This window comes from Desulfonatronum thiodismutans (assembly GCF_000717475.1).
GTDB classification, from domain to species: Bacteria; Desulfobacterota; Desulfovibrionia; order Desulfovibrionales; family Desulfonatronaceae; genus Desulfonatronum; species Desulfonatronum thiodismutans.
The window spans coordinates 120,668-135,157 of record NZ_JPIK01000017.1 but is presented as its reverse complement, the minus strand read 5'-3'; the positions used below and the strand labels follow the sequence as shown (position 1 = coordinate 135,157).

13 protein-coding genes and 1 riboswitch are annotated in these 14,490 nt (G+C 59.8%); of the genes, 6 read left to right on the top strand and 7 right to left on the bottom strand.

Annotated elements, in window-relative coordinates:
* The 6 genes from GY33_RS0113055 to GY33_RS0113030 all read left to right on the top strand — a co-directional run.
* Positions 1 to 866, top strand: an 866-nt coding sequence (locus GY33_RS0113055) for an IS3 family transposase (RefSeq protein WP_031387755.1), incomplete at its 5' end; no start/stop codon positions are given.
* 322 nt (positions 867 to 1,188) lie between these two features.
* Positions 1,189 to 3,198, top strand: coding sequence for a molybdopterin-dependent oxidoreductase (locus GY33_RS0113050; RefSeq protein ID WP_031387754.1), 2,010 nt, complete (start codon positions 1,189 to 1,191; stop codon positions 3,196 to 3,198).
* Between the two features lie 133 nt (positions 3,199 to 3,331).
* On the top strand, positions 3,332 to 4,084 hold the full coding sequence (locus GY33_RS0113045; RefSeq protein ID WP_031387753.1) for a DUF4412 domain-containing protein: 753 nt from the start codon (positions 3,332 to 3,334) through the stop codon (positions 4,082 to 4,084).
* A gap of 208 nt (positions 4,085 to 4,292) precedes the next feature.
* A complete protein-coding gene (locus GY33_RS0113040) occupies positions 4,293 to 4,625 on the top strand; it encodes an STAS domain-containing protein (protein WP_028571688.1) in 333 nt (110 codons plus the stop codon).
* Positions 4,612 to 5,046, top strand: a complete 435-nt coding sequence (locus GY33_RS0113035) for an ATP-binding protein (protein ID WP_152555191.1) — start codon at positions 4,612 to 4,614, stop codon at positions 5,044 to 5,046. The genes GY33_RS0113040 and GY33_RS0113035 overlap by 14 nt, the downstream gene beginning before the upstream one ends.
* A 65-nt stretch (positions 5,047 to 5,111) precedes the next feature.
* On the top strand, positions 5,112 to 6,299 hold the full coding sequence (locus tag GY33_RS0113030) for a DNA polymerase IV (RefSeq protein WP_200874874.1): 1,188 nt from the start codon (positions 5,112 to 5,114) through the stop codon (positions 6,297 to 6,299).
* 77 nt (positions 6,300 to 6,376) lie between these two features.
* On the opposite strand, the gene GY33_RS0113025 is transcribed toward GY33_RS0113030, so the two are convergent.
* The 7 genes from GY33_RS0113025 to GY33_RS0112995 all read right to left on the bottom strand — a co-directional run bounded on the left by GY33_RS0113025 (position 6,377) and on the right by GY33_RS0112995 (position 14,487).
* Positions 6,377 to 8,452, bottom strand: coding sequence for a ribonucleoside triphosphate reductase (locus GY33_RS0113025; RefSeq protein WP_031387750.1), 2,076 nt, complete (start codon positions 8,450 to 8,452; stop codon positions 6,377 to 6,379).
* Positions 8,446 to 9,108 carry an anaerobic ribonucleoside-triphosphate reductase activating protein gene (locus GY33_RS0113020; protein WP_051822618.1) on the bottom strand — a complete coding sequence of 221 codons (663 nt, stop codon included), beginning with the start codon at positions 9,106 to 9,108 and terminating at the stop codon, positions 8,446 to 8,448. The genes GY33_RS0113025 and GY33_RS0113020 overlap by 7 nt, the downstream gene beginning before the upstream one ends.
* 59 nt (positions 9,109 to 9,167) lie before the next feature.
* Positions 9,168 to 9,354, bottom strand: a riboswitch (cobalamin riboswitch).
* Between the two features lie 147 nt (positions 9,355 to 9,501).
* Positions 9,502 to 10,029, bottom strand: a complete 528-nt coding sequence (locus GY33_RS0113015; RefSeq protein WP_051822617.1) for a hypothetical protein — start codon at positions 10,027 to 10,029, stop codon at positions 9,502 to 9,504.
* Positions 10,030 to 10,094: 65 nt separating this feature from the next.
* Positions 10,095 to 10,430, bottom strand: a complete 336-nt coding sequence (locus GY33_RS0113010) for a cupin domain-containing protein (RefSeq protein WP_031387747.1) — start codon at positions 10,428 to 10,430, stop codon at positions 10,095 to 10,097.
* A 15-nt stretch (positions 10,431 to 10,445) separates the two neighbouring features.
* Positions 10,446 to 11,936: a divergent polysaccharide deacetylase family protein gene (locus tag GY33_RS0113005; protein WP_051822616.1), complete on the bottom strand. Its 1,491-nt coding sequence runs from the start codon at positions 11,934 to 11,936 to the stop codon at positions 10,446 to 10,448.
* 25 nt (positions 11,937 to 11,961) lie between these two features.
* On the bottom strand, positions 11,962 to 13,236 hold the full coding sequence (locus tag GY33_RS0113000; RefSeq protein ID WP_031387745.1) for a S41 family peptidase: 1,275 nt from the start codon (positions 13,234 to 13,236) through the stop codon (positions 11,962 to 11,964).
* Between the two features lie 177 nt (positions 13,237 to 13,413).
* Positions 13,414 to 14,487: a murein hydrolase activator EnvC family protein gene (locus GY33_RS0112995; protein ID WP_031387744.1), complete on the bottom strand. Its 1,074-nt coding sequence runs from the start codon at positions 14,485 to 14,487 to the stop codon at positions 13,414 to 13,416.
* Positions 14,488 to 14,490: the final 3 nt, after the last annotated feature.

Sequence of the window (14,490 nt, the reverse complement as noted above, 5' to 3'; positions counted from 1 at the left end):
CATTGTCCGCGGATGAGCGCGCCACAGTCCTTGAGATCTTACACAGCCAGCGTTTTCAGGACAGTACGCCGCATGAAATCTATGCCTCTCTTTTGGATGAAGGTCGGATGCTCTGTTCCATCAGCACCATGTATAGGCTTCTCCGGCAAGAAGGTGAGAACCAGGGCCGTAGGCGACAAACAGCCAGGACCCATTATGAAAAACCCGAATTACTGGCCACGGCTCCCAATCAAGTTTGGTCCTGGGATATCACCAAACTCAAGGGGCCACGAAAATGGAACTATTTCTATCTCTACGTGATCATGGACATCTACAGCCGGTACGTTACCGGGTGGATGATTGCCTCTCGAGAATCACAAAGCCTGGCCAAGCGCTTGATCGAGGAATCCTGCGAAAAGCAGAATATCGCCCAAGGTCAGTTGACCATCCATGCCGATCGCGGCCCCAGCATGCGCTCAAAAACCGTTGCCCAACTCTTGGCTGATCTGGGCATCACGAAAACCCATAGCAGGCCTTATACGAGCAATGACAACCCATTCTCGGAATCTCAGTTCAAAACCTTGAAATATCATCCCTGTTTCCCTGGAAACTTTGGTTCACAAGAAGACGCTTTGGCCTACGGTAGAACCTTTTTCCCTTGGTATAACGAGGAGCATCGGCACAGCGGTATCGGATTCATGACGCCCGAGCAGGTTCATTACGGCATCGTCCCACAAATCCTGGAAACCCGGTCAAACGCCATGACACAAGCTTTCCTTGCTAATCCCATCAGATGGAATGGCCGTCACCCTGAACTGCCCAAAATCCTCCGGCCCCAAGAAGCGGTCTGGATCAACCCTCCAACCATGATGAAAACGCTACACTAATTTTATGGACCTGGCTGTCTCACTTTCATTGACACATTCCGAACAGTCCGTTGAAAAACTCCCAATTGCTGCGTCGCCGCAAAAAGTTCAAACTCTCACGTATGAATAAATACGCTTCGACCTTGAACTTTTTTTGCTCCTTGCACTTGGGGTTTTTGAACGGACTGCCGGATAAGGACTTATTCAACACTCAGCTAAACGTGGATTATTGACCGCGCCCATGGTGGCGAAATATAGTGGATGCCGTCGGAATGACACGGTTTGCAAGTACAAAAAGCGACCGAAGATCGCGGAAGCAAGGACGGTCATGAGGAGCATGGAAATGTTGAAGAACGACGGTGAGACATCACGGATTTCCGCCTGTATCCTGGACTGTCCGGACGCCTGTTCGTTTCTGGTCGATTTCCGGGCTCGAACGCTCCGGGCAAATCCGGCGCATCCGTTCACCAATGGGTTCATTTGCCGGAAAGGCGCTCGTTGTTTTGATCGACTGGACGCCCCGGAACGCATCACCCGGCCCTTGGTGCGCATGAAGCCCAAGCGTGGACTGCGTCGCGGGAAAACCGACGGTTTGGCCCAGGAGGGGTTTGAGGTGGCTTCCTGGGATACGGCCTTGGACGTGATCGTCGACAAGCTGAACGCCTTGGCGGACCGGCCCGAGGCCGTGCTGCACGTGCGTGGCCACGGGTATCGCGGGGTCTTGGCTCAGGCCAGCCTGAACCTTTTCTCGGCCCTCGGCTCCTCCACCATCCACGGCTCCCTGTGCGACGATGCGGGCATTGAGGCATGCATCCGTGACTTCGGGGCGTTGGAGCATAACGATCCATCGGATTTGCTCAATGCGGCCCGGATCGTGAATTGGGGCAAGGACCTGGTGCGCTCCTCCCCGCATACCGGCCTTTTGGTCCGCGAGGCGCGCAAAAGAGGAACCAGGGTGCTGACCATCTCTCCAGGCGGTGATGGAAGCGAAGGATGGTCCGACCGGGTGTTCCGCATTCGTCCCGGTACGGACCGTTTTTTGGCGGCCTGGCTGATTCGTCGGCTTATGGAGCTGGACGGGATTTCTCCGGACGTCGTTCGAGGTTGTGCCGGTTGGGAGGCGTTTCGAACGCTGATAATGAGTCATAATTCCGAAGATCTGCTGCTTCGCTGCGACGTGGAGCGGAGTCACGCGGAGGAATTGCTGGAGTGGTATGCGCCCTTGCCCGGGGCCACTTCCGATTACGCCGTCGGCCCCACGGCCACGCTGATCGGCTGGGGCGTGCAGCGGTATTTGTACGGCGGCCAGAACGTGCGATTCATCAATGCCCTGGCCTTGCTGTCGGGCAATATCGGTCGCGTCGGAGGAGGCTCGTACTTCAACATTGCCTCGGGCCGCAATCTGGGCTCGTGGCGGGCGGATTCACCGGGGCGACCCGTGACAACCTCCAGACGCTCCTTTCCGTTGCCCTCCTTGGCCTGGGAACTGGAATGGGCCGACCCGCCGGTTGAGTTCGTCTGGGTTGACGGGCACAATGTGGTCAATCAGGTCCCGGACAGCCTGGCCATGGCCAAGGCCTTGCAGCGGCCCTTCGTGGTCTGCGTGGAGGCGTTTTTGACGGACACGGCTCGCTGCGCGGACGTGATCCTGCCGCCCGCCTTGATGCTGGAGCGCGAGGAGATCGTGGGCTCCTGTCTGCATCACTATGTGAATTATTCCGGTCAGGCGGTTCCGCCCCGGGGGGAGTGCCGCGCGGATTACGACATTCTGCGCGATCTGGGAGCACGGTTGAGCCCGTCGGTGCGCTTCCCGGAGCCGGACGAGTGTCTGCGAGTCGGCCTCGGCCCCGTGGGCGTCGATCTGGACGCTTTCCGGGCCAAGGGTTTCGCATGGGCCGATCATCCTTCAGTCGCCTTTGAGGGGCTGAAGTTCGCTCATTCTGACGGGTTGTATCGATTCCCCGAGGCACTAGATCCGGAACCCCTGGAAATCGATCAGGACGACGATCCCGAGTTCCCTTTACGCCTGCTCTCCCTGGTTCGCGGCTCCTACATGCATTCCCAGATTCCAGAGAGCGAGCAGCAGGGGCTGCCTGAGGTAATGGTCTCCCCGGACAACCCGGACCTGGACGATGTGGACCCGGACGGTCCGATCTTCCTGGCCACGCCCCTGGGGCGCATGGCCGTACGCATACGCCTGGATGCATCCCTGCATCCCCTGGTCGTCCTGTTCCGTCGCGACGGTTGGGTCAGCCTGGGCCACGGCCCCAACGCGATCATCGAGCCCCAAATCACGGACATGGGCGATTGCGCGGCTCTGTACAGCCAGTGCTGTCGGCTGGAGGCGGACTGAACATTTGGCAGATGATCGCCGACCATATGGACTTTTTTCGCTTGGCTTCGTACAGAGGTGGCGACGGTTTGCGTTGGAGACCGAACGCGTCCCGGCCTGGGGCCGGTTTCAACTTAAGAACTGGAGAGCAGCGATGAAAAGAGCGACGTTTTGTTTGACGACTATTCTGGTCGTATTGCTTCTGGGAGGCTGGGTCTGGGCGGACGATTACCTGAAGATTCTCCATGTCAGCGAGCCGTATGAGATCATGGGGCAAAAACAGGCGGGCAGCGAGGAAATCGTCGAGACGTGGCTGAGCGGCAACAAGGCCCGGATGAATTCTTCCGACAGGACGTCGGTGATTTTCGATGGCGACAAGCAGGCTATGTACATGCTGGATCACGGCGACCGAACCTACACCGAGGTGCCGATGAACCTGTCCGAGGCCATGGCCGGCATGCTGGGTGAGCAGGAAGGTGGGCAGGAAATGGCCCAAATGATGGCTCAAATGATGGGGGCAATGATGCAGGTCAAGGCTTCGGTCGTGGATACCGGAACCGAGAAGAACGTCAACAACTGGACCTGTCGGGTTTATGAGCTGACCTTGAACATGCCCATGGGGCAAACCGCCTCGGAAATTTGCGCCACGGATCAGATCGACGTGAACGTGAGCATGTACAACAAGATCGGTCATGCCATGATGGCCGGGCAGCAAGGTTTTGAAGAGCTGCTCCGGGAAATGGAGAAAATTCAGGGGGTCGCCGTACTGACCGTGAGCAGGGCCAATATCATGGGCGCGACGGTGGTGACCCGGGAAGAACTTCTGGAGCATAAGAAAATGGCCGCTCCCGCCGGAAGTTTCGACATTCCAGATGGGTATACGAAACAGCGGTTCATGGGGATGTAGAGGCTGGTTGACGAATTTTTGTAATTCCTCAGCTCATCCGTGCTAAAGCTGACAGGATACCCGCCTGCGCGGGTATGACTGATTCGGAAACGGCATGATAAAGATACGTCATTCCCGCGCAGGCGGGTATCCTGTATCCGAATAAGGCTCTTTCTGAGATGTGCTGAGAAGTTACCATATTTCTCAAAAAAACAAGAGGAGTGACAGCATGGAATTTACGAGTACCAAGGTGGAGCAGGGCGTGACGATCAAGGCGACGGGCCGGATGGACGCGGTAACGGCTCCGTCTTTTGAGCAGGAATGCCTGCGCTGGATGGAGCAGGGGGATTCCAAGCTGATCGTGGACTTCACCGGCCTGGAGTACATCAGCAGCGCGGGATTGCGAGTCATTCTGGGCGTTGGCAAAAAGTTGAAAAGCCAGGGAGGCTCGTTGGCTTTCGGCGGGATGAGTTCCATGGTCAAGGAAGTCTTCGACATCTCCGGCTTCGCGTCCATTTTCCCGGTGTACGACTCCTTGGAGGCGGCCCTTGCGGCCAAGTAGCGACGAGAATATGGCCGGCCTTACCATGCCGGCGGACATATCCTCTCTGGAGCCTTTGCGGAGCTTCGTTCTGGAGCGGTTCGAAAGCACCGGACCGTTTCCGGCCTTGGCGCTGAAGATCGATTTGGTCTTGGAAGAGGTGCTCCTGAACATTTTTCACTACGCCCACGGTCCGAAACAGACCGGGACGGTCACCGTGGAGTGCGGATCAGGGGCGGAAGAAGGGCGGTTTCTGGTTCGATTCACGGACCAGGGGCCTCCCTTCGACCCGCTTTCCCAGCCTCCTCCGGATGTCACCCTGGGCATGGACGAGCGCGTTCAGGGCGGGCTGGGCATTCTGTTGACCAAAGAAATGAGCGCTTCCCAGCAATATCGTCGGGAGGGTGACAGCAACGTTCTGGAGATCGTTTTCGCCGAGTAGCCCCTTGCCGTGCTCGGCCAAGAGAAGTTCCGTCGTTTCAACTCCTTCGTGAATCATCGCGGGCCATGAGTTCCGCCCCTTCTTCCTCCTCCTTTGCCCCCCTGATCCTGCATGTGGACATGGACGCGTTTTTTGCCTCCGTGGAGCAACTGGACCATCCCGAGCTGCGCGGCAGGGCCGTGATCGTCGGCGGGTCCGAACGAGGGGTGGTCTCCGCTTGCAGCTACGAAGCCCGCAAATTCGGCGTGCATTCGGCCATGCCCATTGCTCAGGCCAGACGAGTCTGCCCGAACGGAGTGTTCGTGCCCGTGCGCATGGCGCGCTATGCCCAGCTCTCCCGGCTGGTCATGGCCGTTTTGGAGCGGTTTTCACCGCTGGTGGAACAGGCCTCGGTGGACGAGGCCTATCTTGACGTCAGCGGCCTGGAACGCGTTTTCGGTCCGCCCCGGCGGCTGGGAGCGGCGTTGAAGCAAGCCGTTGTCGCGGAAACCGGGCTGACGTGTTCCGTGGGCATGGCACCGGTCAAATTCCTGGCCAAGATCGCCTCGGATCAGAACAAGCCGGACGGCCTGTTCATCCTCACGCCGGACGACGTGCCGGCGTTTCTCGACGCCCTGCCAGTGTCCAAGATTCCGGGCGTCGGACGGCAAACTCTGGAGAAGCTCACGCTGCTCGGAGTGCGTCGGGTCGGCGATGTCGCGGGGTATCCGGAACGATTCTGGCGCGAACGGTTCGGAAAGTGGGGGGAGGTTCTCTATGCCAGGGCCAGGGGGATTGACCCCAGGCCGGTGGTCCCGGACTGCGAGGCCAAAAGCGAAGGCGCGGAAAACACCTTTGCCGAGGACAGCGACGACCGGGAGGAACTCAAGCGCTGGCTGCTGGATCAGGCCGAACGGGTAGGGCGGCGGCTGCGCCGGGAGGGCCACGCCGGGCGTACCGTGACGCTGAAGATCAAGTTCAGCGACTTCAAGGCGATCTCGCGGGGGAAAACTCTGCGGGAGTCCACCGCGTCCACGCGGATGATCTTCCAAACCGCCGCCGAATTGCTGGACGCGGAGCCGCTTCCCCGGAAAGTCCGGCTGATCGGGCTGAGCGTGTCCAATTTTTCCAGCGCAAGGCGGCAACGTTCTCTTTTCCCCGAAAACGAGACTGACCAGGACAAAACCCTTGACGCGACCCTGGATGCGATCCGGGAGAAATTCGGCCCGGAGTCCATGGTCCGGGGACGCATCTTTGGTTTTCGGAAGTCGTAGCAGCGACCGTCCCCGGAAAGAAACGGTCGCTTTTGGACCGAGTTGGCGGCAACCACATCATGCCTTCACCGTGAATCTCAGCTCACGGTGCATTCACCTCCCAGTCCGGCAAAAACGCGACGCTGGGCGTATTCGGACTGTTTGCCCTGGTTCCAGCGTTGGACCGGCCGATAGTAGCCCACGACCCGGGTGTAGACTTCCGCCGGGTTGCCGCATTCCGGGCACTCCGGGTGCTCGCCTCGAAGGTATCCGTGGTCCTTGCACACGGAAAAGGTCGGAGTGATGGAGATGTAGGGCAGCTTGGTCCGGCTCATGGCCTTGACCAGAAAGGCCCGCAGGGACTGGGGATCGGCCACGGCCTCGCCCAAGAAGGTGTGAAAGACCGTCCCGCCGGTGTACAGGGTCTGCAACTGGTCCTGATGCTCCAGGGCCGCGAAGACGTCCAGCCCCAGGTCCACGGGCAGGGCCGTGGAGTTGGTGTAGTACGGCACGCCGTTGCCCGAGGCTTTGATCCCGGCGTAGAGCGTCTTGTCCAGCTTGGCCAGCCGGTAGCTGACGCCCTCGGCCGGGGTGGCTTCCAGGTTGTACAGGTTGCCGGTCTCCTCCTGGAAGCGTCGGGTCAGGTCCTGGAGGTGGAGCAGGGTGGTCCGCATCAGCCGGATCCCGGCCGGGGTTTCGATGCCCTTGCCCAGCAGGTTCTGGCAGGCCTCGTGGCCGCCCACCACGCCGATGGTGGAAAAGTGTCCGCGGTAGGCGTTTTTCAGGTAGCGCCGGGTGAAGGGAAACATGCCCCGTTCCAGGTTGTCGTTGATCAGCTTGCGCTTGAACTCCAGACTGTCCCGGGCCAGTTCGGCGTATTCCGTGACCAAGTCCAGATAGTCGGCCTCGTCGTGGGCCAGAAAGGCCAGCTTGGGCAGATTCAGGGTGGCCACGCCGATGGAGCCGGTCAGGTCCCCGGCGCCGAACAACCCCCCGACCTTCTTGCGCAGTTCGCGCAGATCCATCTGCAACCGGCAGCACATGGAGCGGACGTCCTCGGGCTTGAAGTCCGAATTGATGAAGTTCTGAAAGTATGGAACTCCATATTTGGCAGTAAGTTGGAGCAGCAGCTCGCCCACCTCGGTTTCCCAGGGAAAGTCCTCGGTCACGTTGTAGGTCGGGATGGGAAAGGAGAAGATGCGGCCATGGTAGTCACCCTGAAGCATGACTTCCAGAAAAGCCCGGTTGATCATCTCCATCTCCGGGCCGAAGTCCGCGTAGGTCTGGCTGTCGTGGAGCCGGCCGCCGATGATCACTGCTTCGGATGCCAGGTGTTTGGGCGGGGCCAAGTCGAAGCTCAAATTGGTGAACGGGCTCTGGCCGCCCCAGCGGGACGTGGTGTTCAGATTGAACACGAATTTCTGAATGGCTTGGCGAACCTGACGGTAGTCCAGTTCGTCTTGACGGATAAAGGGCGCGAGATAGGTGTCCACGTTGTTGAAGGCCTGAGCCCCGGCCCATTCGTTTTGCAGGGTGCCCAGGAAGTTGACCATCTGGCCCAGGGCGGAGTCGAAATGCTTCGGCGGACCGGATGAGGAGCGACCCTCCAGATTGAAGCCTTCCAGCAGCAGATCCCGCAGGCTCCATCCGGCGCAGTATCCGGCCAGGCCGAAGGACAGGTCGTGGATGTGCAGGTAGCCGTGTTCATGGGCCTGACGCACTTCCAAGGGGTATTTTTCCAGGGCGTATCGGGCCTGGACCGTGCCGGAAAGGTGCAGCATCAGGCCCTGGAAAGAGTGGGACATGTTGGCGTTTTCAGCCACCCGCCAGTCGGACTTGTTCACGTAGGCGTCGATGGTGTCCATGATGTCCAGGAACGCGGCCTTTTGTTCCCGGATTTGGCGGCGTTTTTCCCTGTACAGGATATAGCGCTTGGCCACGTCGAACAGCCGGGACTGCATCAGAACCGCCTCGACCTGATCCTGCACCTGTTCCTGGTCCGGAACGGTCAGACCGGCCTCGGAAAGGCGTTCCTCCACCTTGCGGGCCATGCGGTCGGCCAAGATTGCATCTTGGATTCCGCAGGATTTCAGTGCCTTAAGGATAGCTGCGGCGATTCGGTCCACGGCCCAGGTTTCGGTGCGTCCGTCACGTTTGCAGATGTGGGTCAGCATGGTTGCTCCTTGGGATGATAGCCCTGGAAAGGGCGGGATGGTTGGCGAAAAGGTTGGGTTTGCAAGAGAAATCCGGAGGGAGGGAGAGATCTGGTTTCAAGGAGGTCCTCCGGCGTCAACAGGGGGACCAGGGTGGTTCTGAACAGAAAGTGTTTGGGATGGCGTTCGGCCAATTTGAAAATCCGGCCCAGGGTGGCCTTGGCTTCACGGGCGGTGATTTTGTTGCCGGTCAACACGGGATATTTGGACCACGGCCCTTTGAGGTCCACGGCCAACAGGTCCGCGGCCTGGATGTCCAGAATACGCTCCACGACGTCGGGATGCATGCCGTTGGTATCCAGCTTGACGGGTAAGCCCGATCGGGCCCGCAATTCGGCGAGCCATTCGGGAAGGTCCGTGGACAAAGCCGGCTCTCCGCCGGTGACCACGAGGCCGTCCAGCCAGGGGGCTCGCTGGTCGAGAAAGCCGAGAGCTCGGTCGCGAGAGATACAGGGATCGTCTTCGGAATTCCAGGCCAGATGGAAGTTGTGGCACGTGGGGCAACGCAGGTCGCAGCCGCCGAGAAACAGCACGGCGCAGACGCGACCCGGCCAGTCGCACAAACTCAGCGGCTCCAGGCCGCGCAGCCTGGACCAGGGAGAAGGGTGATTCCGCATAGTCCGTGATGGGGCTAATAAAGCCCCGGGGAACGGTCGTCTGGACATCCTCGTGTCCCGCGACAAATGCGCTTCAGGCAGGTCTTCTGACTTGTCCCCCTGATCTGGCGGGCCTTCCCGGAACACGGTTCCAGTGGCCATGCGAAGCCAGTCGGGTTGAATGGGACTTACAGCGGCGGGACCGTCCCGGAATTACACCGGGTTCCCTCTTGGCGCCATGGGGCGACCTGAAGCAAGGAGGCATGGCATGGGCGTTCGTTGAAAACGAGTTCGCCCATGCGTGAGAAGTTCTTAAAAAGAATCCGTGTCGATGTCCAGAAGTTGCTGCGAGGTGGCGGGACGGGCACGTGAAGGACAGGGCTGAAGAGCCATCGACCCTCACCAGCCATCGATTCAGATTCTGGTTAATGCCCCCTCATGAGCGAAGAACACTGAGCCGCGTTCCCCCGCGTGTTTTTTTTCCGAGGCCTCCTGAGCCATGTAGTGTTCATGCGGGGCGAGGGTCATGTTGTAGCCGAAGGTGATCTGGAGAGAGGCCGTGCGGTTGAGCCGGTCCGGACGCAAGGTGAACGTGAAGGACACTCCTTGAGCGGGATCCAGGATGAGGCTGGAGTAAACGCGCAAATCCTGGGCCAGGACCCGTCCCTGGTCGTCGCTGAGATAGGCGGCCAGCCATAAATCCTCGATCCAACTCAAATCAGCCGGAAGGTTTTCCGTCTTGGGGACCGCCCGTCCCTTGACTCGGTACTGTCCGCCATAGGACTCCGCGACGTAGGTAAAGCGCCAGAAACGCATCTCCAGTTGTTGTTCCGCGTTCAATACCCAGGGCTGACGCTGCAAGTGGCCGACGCTGGAGTAGGAACAGCCGACGGCCATGAACGTCAAAAAGACAAGAGTCATGGGAAAGCGTATTCGGCGCATGATCGTCTCTCCTATGGTCATCAAAAGGCGGCGAAGGTTGAATCCATTTGCGGGGTGCGCACGGATCAGGAATGCGCCTTGTCGGTCATCCGGCCATGCACGGCCAGCCAGATGCAGGGCGGGTCGTCGCTGGTGCGTTCCACGCGGTGTCGCAAGCCGGCTGGGAGAAAGAGACAGTCTCCGGCTTTGAGGGTCTTGGTCCTTCCGTCCGTGAAGCGGATTTCCGCCTCGCCCTGTACGAGGGCGACCCATTCGTCCAGTTCCTGGTCATACCAGAAATCGGGAGGCGAAACATGGCCCAGCGAGATGATTCGCTCGATGCGCAGACCGTCCCCACGCGCCAACAGATCGACCCGCTCCTCGGGCATGGTGCCCTTTGGGATGAAAAACAGGTTGAACATGATGAAATTGGTTTGTCAGCGCTCGGCCAAGGACTGGCGGGAGAGCAGGGAGCCGAGGGAGACGACGTTGATTCGCTGATCACGTTCGCGCTCCCATAGCTTCAATGCTTCCAGGGTTTCCGGGTAGGGGTGGCCGATGGCGATCACCTGCCCCTGGTTATGGGCCAATTGCTCGGCCTTGCGCAGTTGGAACAGAATTGCCTGGACATTGGGAATGTTGTCCAGGAAAATGTGCCTGCGAAGGTGCTCCAGGCCGATTTTGCGGGCCTGTTCGTCCGCGACGGAATCTCCGGTGGTCAGGCTGTCCAGAAAAAAGAGGTCGCGACGCTTCAACTCCTGGAGCACCGTGGACATGCCCGACTCGTCCGCGGTGAACCGGGAGCCCATGTGATTGTTGATCCCGATGGCTTGGGGAACCTGGGCCAGATTGTTCCGCAGGATTCTCAGGATTTGCTCATCCTCCATGCCCACGAACAGGGCCCCGGGGCCGGGGTCGGCCCGGTGGGGGTAGTCCAGGGGTTCCATGGGCTGGTGCAGGAGCACGTCGCGGCCCGCGGCGGCTCCGATCCGGGCAACTTCCCGACTTTTGGAAATATTGGGCAGAACGGCGAAGGTCACCGGGAAGGATAGGGCGGCCAGTTCCCTGGCTTGGTGTACGTTCTCGCCCAGGTCGTCGATCACCACCACCAGTCGCGGACCGGTTCCCGGTTGAGCGGGAGAGGGGGGCGGAAGGGGTTTGCGGGCGTGTTCTTCCAGAAACAGAGTATGCGTCGGCAAATTGAGCAGGGATATCCGTAATTCTTGTTTGCCGGGCCCACCGTTAATCTGCCGCAGTTCCGCGTTATGCACCCAAAGTTCCAGGTTGCGGCGCAGGGTCTGTTCGAAGCTTCGGGCATCCCGGTCCAAGCCGATGGCCAGGGACTGGGTGTGGTATTTCTGCCCGTTTCTGGTTTTCATCTGAATGTCCAGATGCCGCACCGAGCGAGGGTCCAGGTTCAACTCCATGATGGTCTGGACCAAGGCCAAGTCGACCTCCTTGACCTGCTGCTCCAGCAGTTCCGTGTCGAATACTTCGTAAACCAAGCCTTGACGGTGTGACGGAGGTGGGGGGGCGGCATCGGGCGCGATGCGGGCGCGGACATGGTTCGCTGGGGCTGGAGTCTTCAAGCTGGCGACCTTGGCCGGCTGCGTGGGCGCGGGCCGGGAAACAGATTGAGGGGAGGAAGTTGGGGCTGGAGCTGAGACCGGTTTGTCGATCGTCGCGATGTCCGTAGACAGGGTATCCACCGGGGAGAGGCTCAAGGCCCAGACAAGGGTGATGGCGGTCAAACCGGTGGCCGCGGCCATGAGCATCACCCAGAGCTTGGAAAAAACCTTACGGGATGATCGTTTGCGGCCGGTTTTGGCCGCGGTTTTCTTGGGCTTGCCCCCGCCCTTGCCACCACTTTTCGTGGAGGTGGAAGAGCGGGAGGGCTTGCCGTTTTTTTTCGTTGTTTTACCGGTCATCGCCGACCCATGTCGGTTTGCGAGGTTAACGGAGCGCTTTGAGTCTGGGCATGGCCTTAACCATTTCCAAGGCCAAGCGCAGCTGGTTGTCCCGTTCGAGCATTTCCAGGACCTGGGGTCTGGGGTGATCGCGCTGGTCCGGGGGAATCGGGCCGGTTTCCAGGTGTCGGATCAGGTCGCCTTCGCGAACCAAAGGCATGCGCCCTTCTCGCTGGTCGTCACTCAAGGCGACAAAGGGAACCGAAATGTCCGGGTCGATGCCCTTGGCCTGGATGGAGCGGCCGTTGGGCGTATAGTAGACCGCCGTTGTCAGCTTGATCCCGGAGCCGTCGGCCAGGGGGATGATCGTCTGCACGGACCCCTTGCCAAAGGTCTGTTCACCCAGGATTAACGCCCGTCCGTGGTCCTGCAGGGCCCCGGCGACGATTTCCGAGGCGGAGGCTGAACCGGCGTTGATCAGCACCACCATGGGCGTTTCCTTGTCCAGCACGTTGCGGGATGCGTCGAAGTTCATTTCCGCCTGGGCCGACCGCCCTTTGGTATAGACGATTTTGCCCTCGTGCAGAAAGGCGTCGGCCACGGCCACGGCCTGGTTCAGCAATCCGCCGGGGTTGTTGCGCAGGTCGAGGATCAGCCCAACGCGCTGATCAAGGTCGAATCGGTCCAGGGCTTCCCGCAGGTCGTCCATGGTGGTTTCCTTGAAGCTGGTCAGCCGCACCAGGACCACTCCGGGCTCCAATTCGAACAGCTTGACCGTGTGCATCGGGATGACGTCGCGGCTGATGGTCACGGTGCGGGGAACGGTATCGCCCTTGGACAGGATGGTCAGATCCACGGTTGTGCCCCGGGGCCCTCGAATCAGCTTCACGGCGTCCATGATCGTAATGTCCTGGGTGGATTGGCCGTCGATTTCCAAAATATGATCTCCGGATTTGAGTCCCTCACGGAAGGCCGGGGTGTCCTCGATGGGGGACACGACCGTCAGCCTGCCTTCCACGAGGCTGATCTCAATGCCGATCCCCGTGAACTCCCCGGAGGTGTCGATCTGCATTTCCCGGAAGGCGTCCTGGGTCATGAAGCTGGAATGGGGATCCAGTTCCTGAAGCATGCCCCGGATGGCGCCCTGGATCATCTCGTTGCGATCCACGTCCTGAACGTAATAACGCTCCACCAAGTCCAAGACCTGGCTGAAGCGCTTGAGCGGCGAGTAGCGTTCCTCGTCCGTGGCCATGCTCTGACCGAAAGTGACGGCCAGCAAGAAAAGAAGTGTAACGGTGCCGACCCAGTGGACAACCCGCATGATGACCTCCGAATGCATGTTGAAATCGTGTGCTGATATGGTGGACGGCGCCCGAAAGCACCGTGCAGGGATATACGTTCCGGTGCGGCTTGTCGTCGACGGGGTTTCCGCGGTCCCTCCGGCTTCCGTATCCGGATTCTCTTGTCAATTCACTCGTTGCCGTCGCCATTGCCGCCGTTAATCGGCGACAAGCCAGATATCAGGATTAACGGGATTTTGCTGAAAACGCAATTCAAAGTAGAGCCCCGGACCATCCACTTTGGGGTAACGCCCCGCTACTCCGATCTGTTCATCCTTTTCCACTTCCTGACCCACGGCGACAAGCGGGTTGTTCAGAAACGCGTACAGGCTGTAATAATCTTCACCGTGGTAGAGAATGACCACGTGGCCATAACCCCGGAGCACGTCGCTATGAACCACCTTGCCCCAGGAGATGGCGCGCACGGCTGCGTTCTCGGACATCGCGAAACTCAAGCCGCGGTGCGGAGGGTCGGCCTGAGGCCGAAAACGTTCCACGACCCGGCCCTGGGTCGGCCAAGTCATGTGACCACGCAAGTCCGTGAAGTTCCTGGATGTCAGGGTTTGGAGCCGGTAGTTCAGCTCGGCGATGCTTTGCAGGATTTCCTTGATTTGTTCTTCAGCTGAGACTTGTTGCGCGCGCACCTCCTGGACGCGGCGCAGGAATTCCAGCTTTTGCTTGAGCAGTCGGTCCTTGCCGGCTTCGATTCGAAGCATCTGCGCGGTGATTTCTTCTCGCGCCCGCTCCAGTCGGGCCAGTCCCAGAGCCAATTCCCGCCCCTGTCGGCGAAGTTGATCGATTCGGTCCTGAACCAGGTCGTAGATCCGGGACAGCCAATTGTATTGCCGGTCAGCCTCGTCCCAGGAGGTCAACGTCTGGAGATTGTGCTCCACGCCCTGCAAATGCACCGGCCAGAGCAGGGCCAGCAGACGGCCCAGTTCCTCGCTGGTTTGGGCCCGAGCCAAGTCCAGTTCCTGATAGTCCTTCAGCCGGACGCGTTCTTCCTGACGCAGGCGATCCAGATGTGTTTCCAGTTCCGTGATCTCGTCCGCAGTGGCCCGCAACCGGGCCTCCACTTCCTGCAGATCGGCGAACAAGGCGCGTTCCTGCTCTGAAAGGCCTTTGAGAATATCTTCGTGGGTACGGATATCGCGCTCACGCTCTTCCAGGGTGCGTTGAATGGTTCCCGTGGTCGCGGCCGGGCTTGGACCGCTCAGAAAGAGTAAAATCATGAC

What these genes read in the sequence shown, in the direction of transcription:
- GY33_RS0113050 (WP_031387754.1), top strand. Translation starts at nt 1,189, where the DNA reads ATGTTGAAGAACGACGGTGAGACATCACGGATTTCCGCCTGTATCCTG.
- GY33_RS0113045 (WP_031387753.1), top strand. Translation starts at nt 3,332, where the DNA reads ATGAAAAGAGCGACGTTTTGTTTGACGACTATTCTGGTCGTATTGCTT.
- GY33_RS0113040 (WP_028571688.1), top strand. Translation starts at nt 4,293, where the DNA reads ATGGAATTTACGAGTACCAAGGTGGAGCAGGGCGTGACGATCAAGGCG.
- GY33_RS0113030 (WP_200874874.1), top strand. Translation starts at nt 5,112, where the DNA reads ATGAGTTCCGCCCCTTCTTCCTCCTCCTTTGCCCCCCTGATCCTGCAT.
- GY33_RS0113025 (WP_031387750.1), bottom strand. Translation starts at nt 8,452, where the DNA reads ATGCTGACCCACATCTGCAAACGTGACGGACGCACCGAAACCTGGGCC.
- GY33_RS0113020 (WP_051822618.1), bottom strand. Translation starts at nt 9,108, where the DNA reads ATGCGGAATCACCCTTCTCCCTGGTCCAGGCTGCGCGGCCTGGAGCCG.
- GY33_RS0113015 (WP_051822617.1), bottom strand. Translation starts at nt 10,029, where the DNA reads ATGCGCCGAATACGCTTTCCCATGACTCTTGTCTTTTTGACGTTCATG.
- GY33_RS0113010 (WP_031387747.1), bottom strand. Translation starts at nt 10,430, where the DNA reads ATGTTCAACCTGTTTTTCATCCCAAAGGGCACCATGCCCGAGGAGCGG.
- GY33_RS0113005 (WP_051822616.1), bottom strand. Translation starts at nt 11,936, where the DNA reads ATGACCGGTAAAACAACGAAAAAAAACGGCAAGCCCTCCCGCTCTTCC.
- GY33_RS0113000 (WP_031387745.1), bottom strand. Translation starts at nt 13,236, where the DNA reads ATGCGGGTTGTCCACTGGGTCGGCACCGTTACACTTCTTTTCTTGCTG.
- GY33_RS0112995 (WP_031387744.1), bottom strand. Translation starts at nt 14,487, where the DNA reads ATGATTTTACTCTTTCTGAGCGGTCCAAGCCCGGCCGCGACCACGGGA.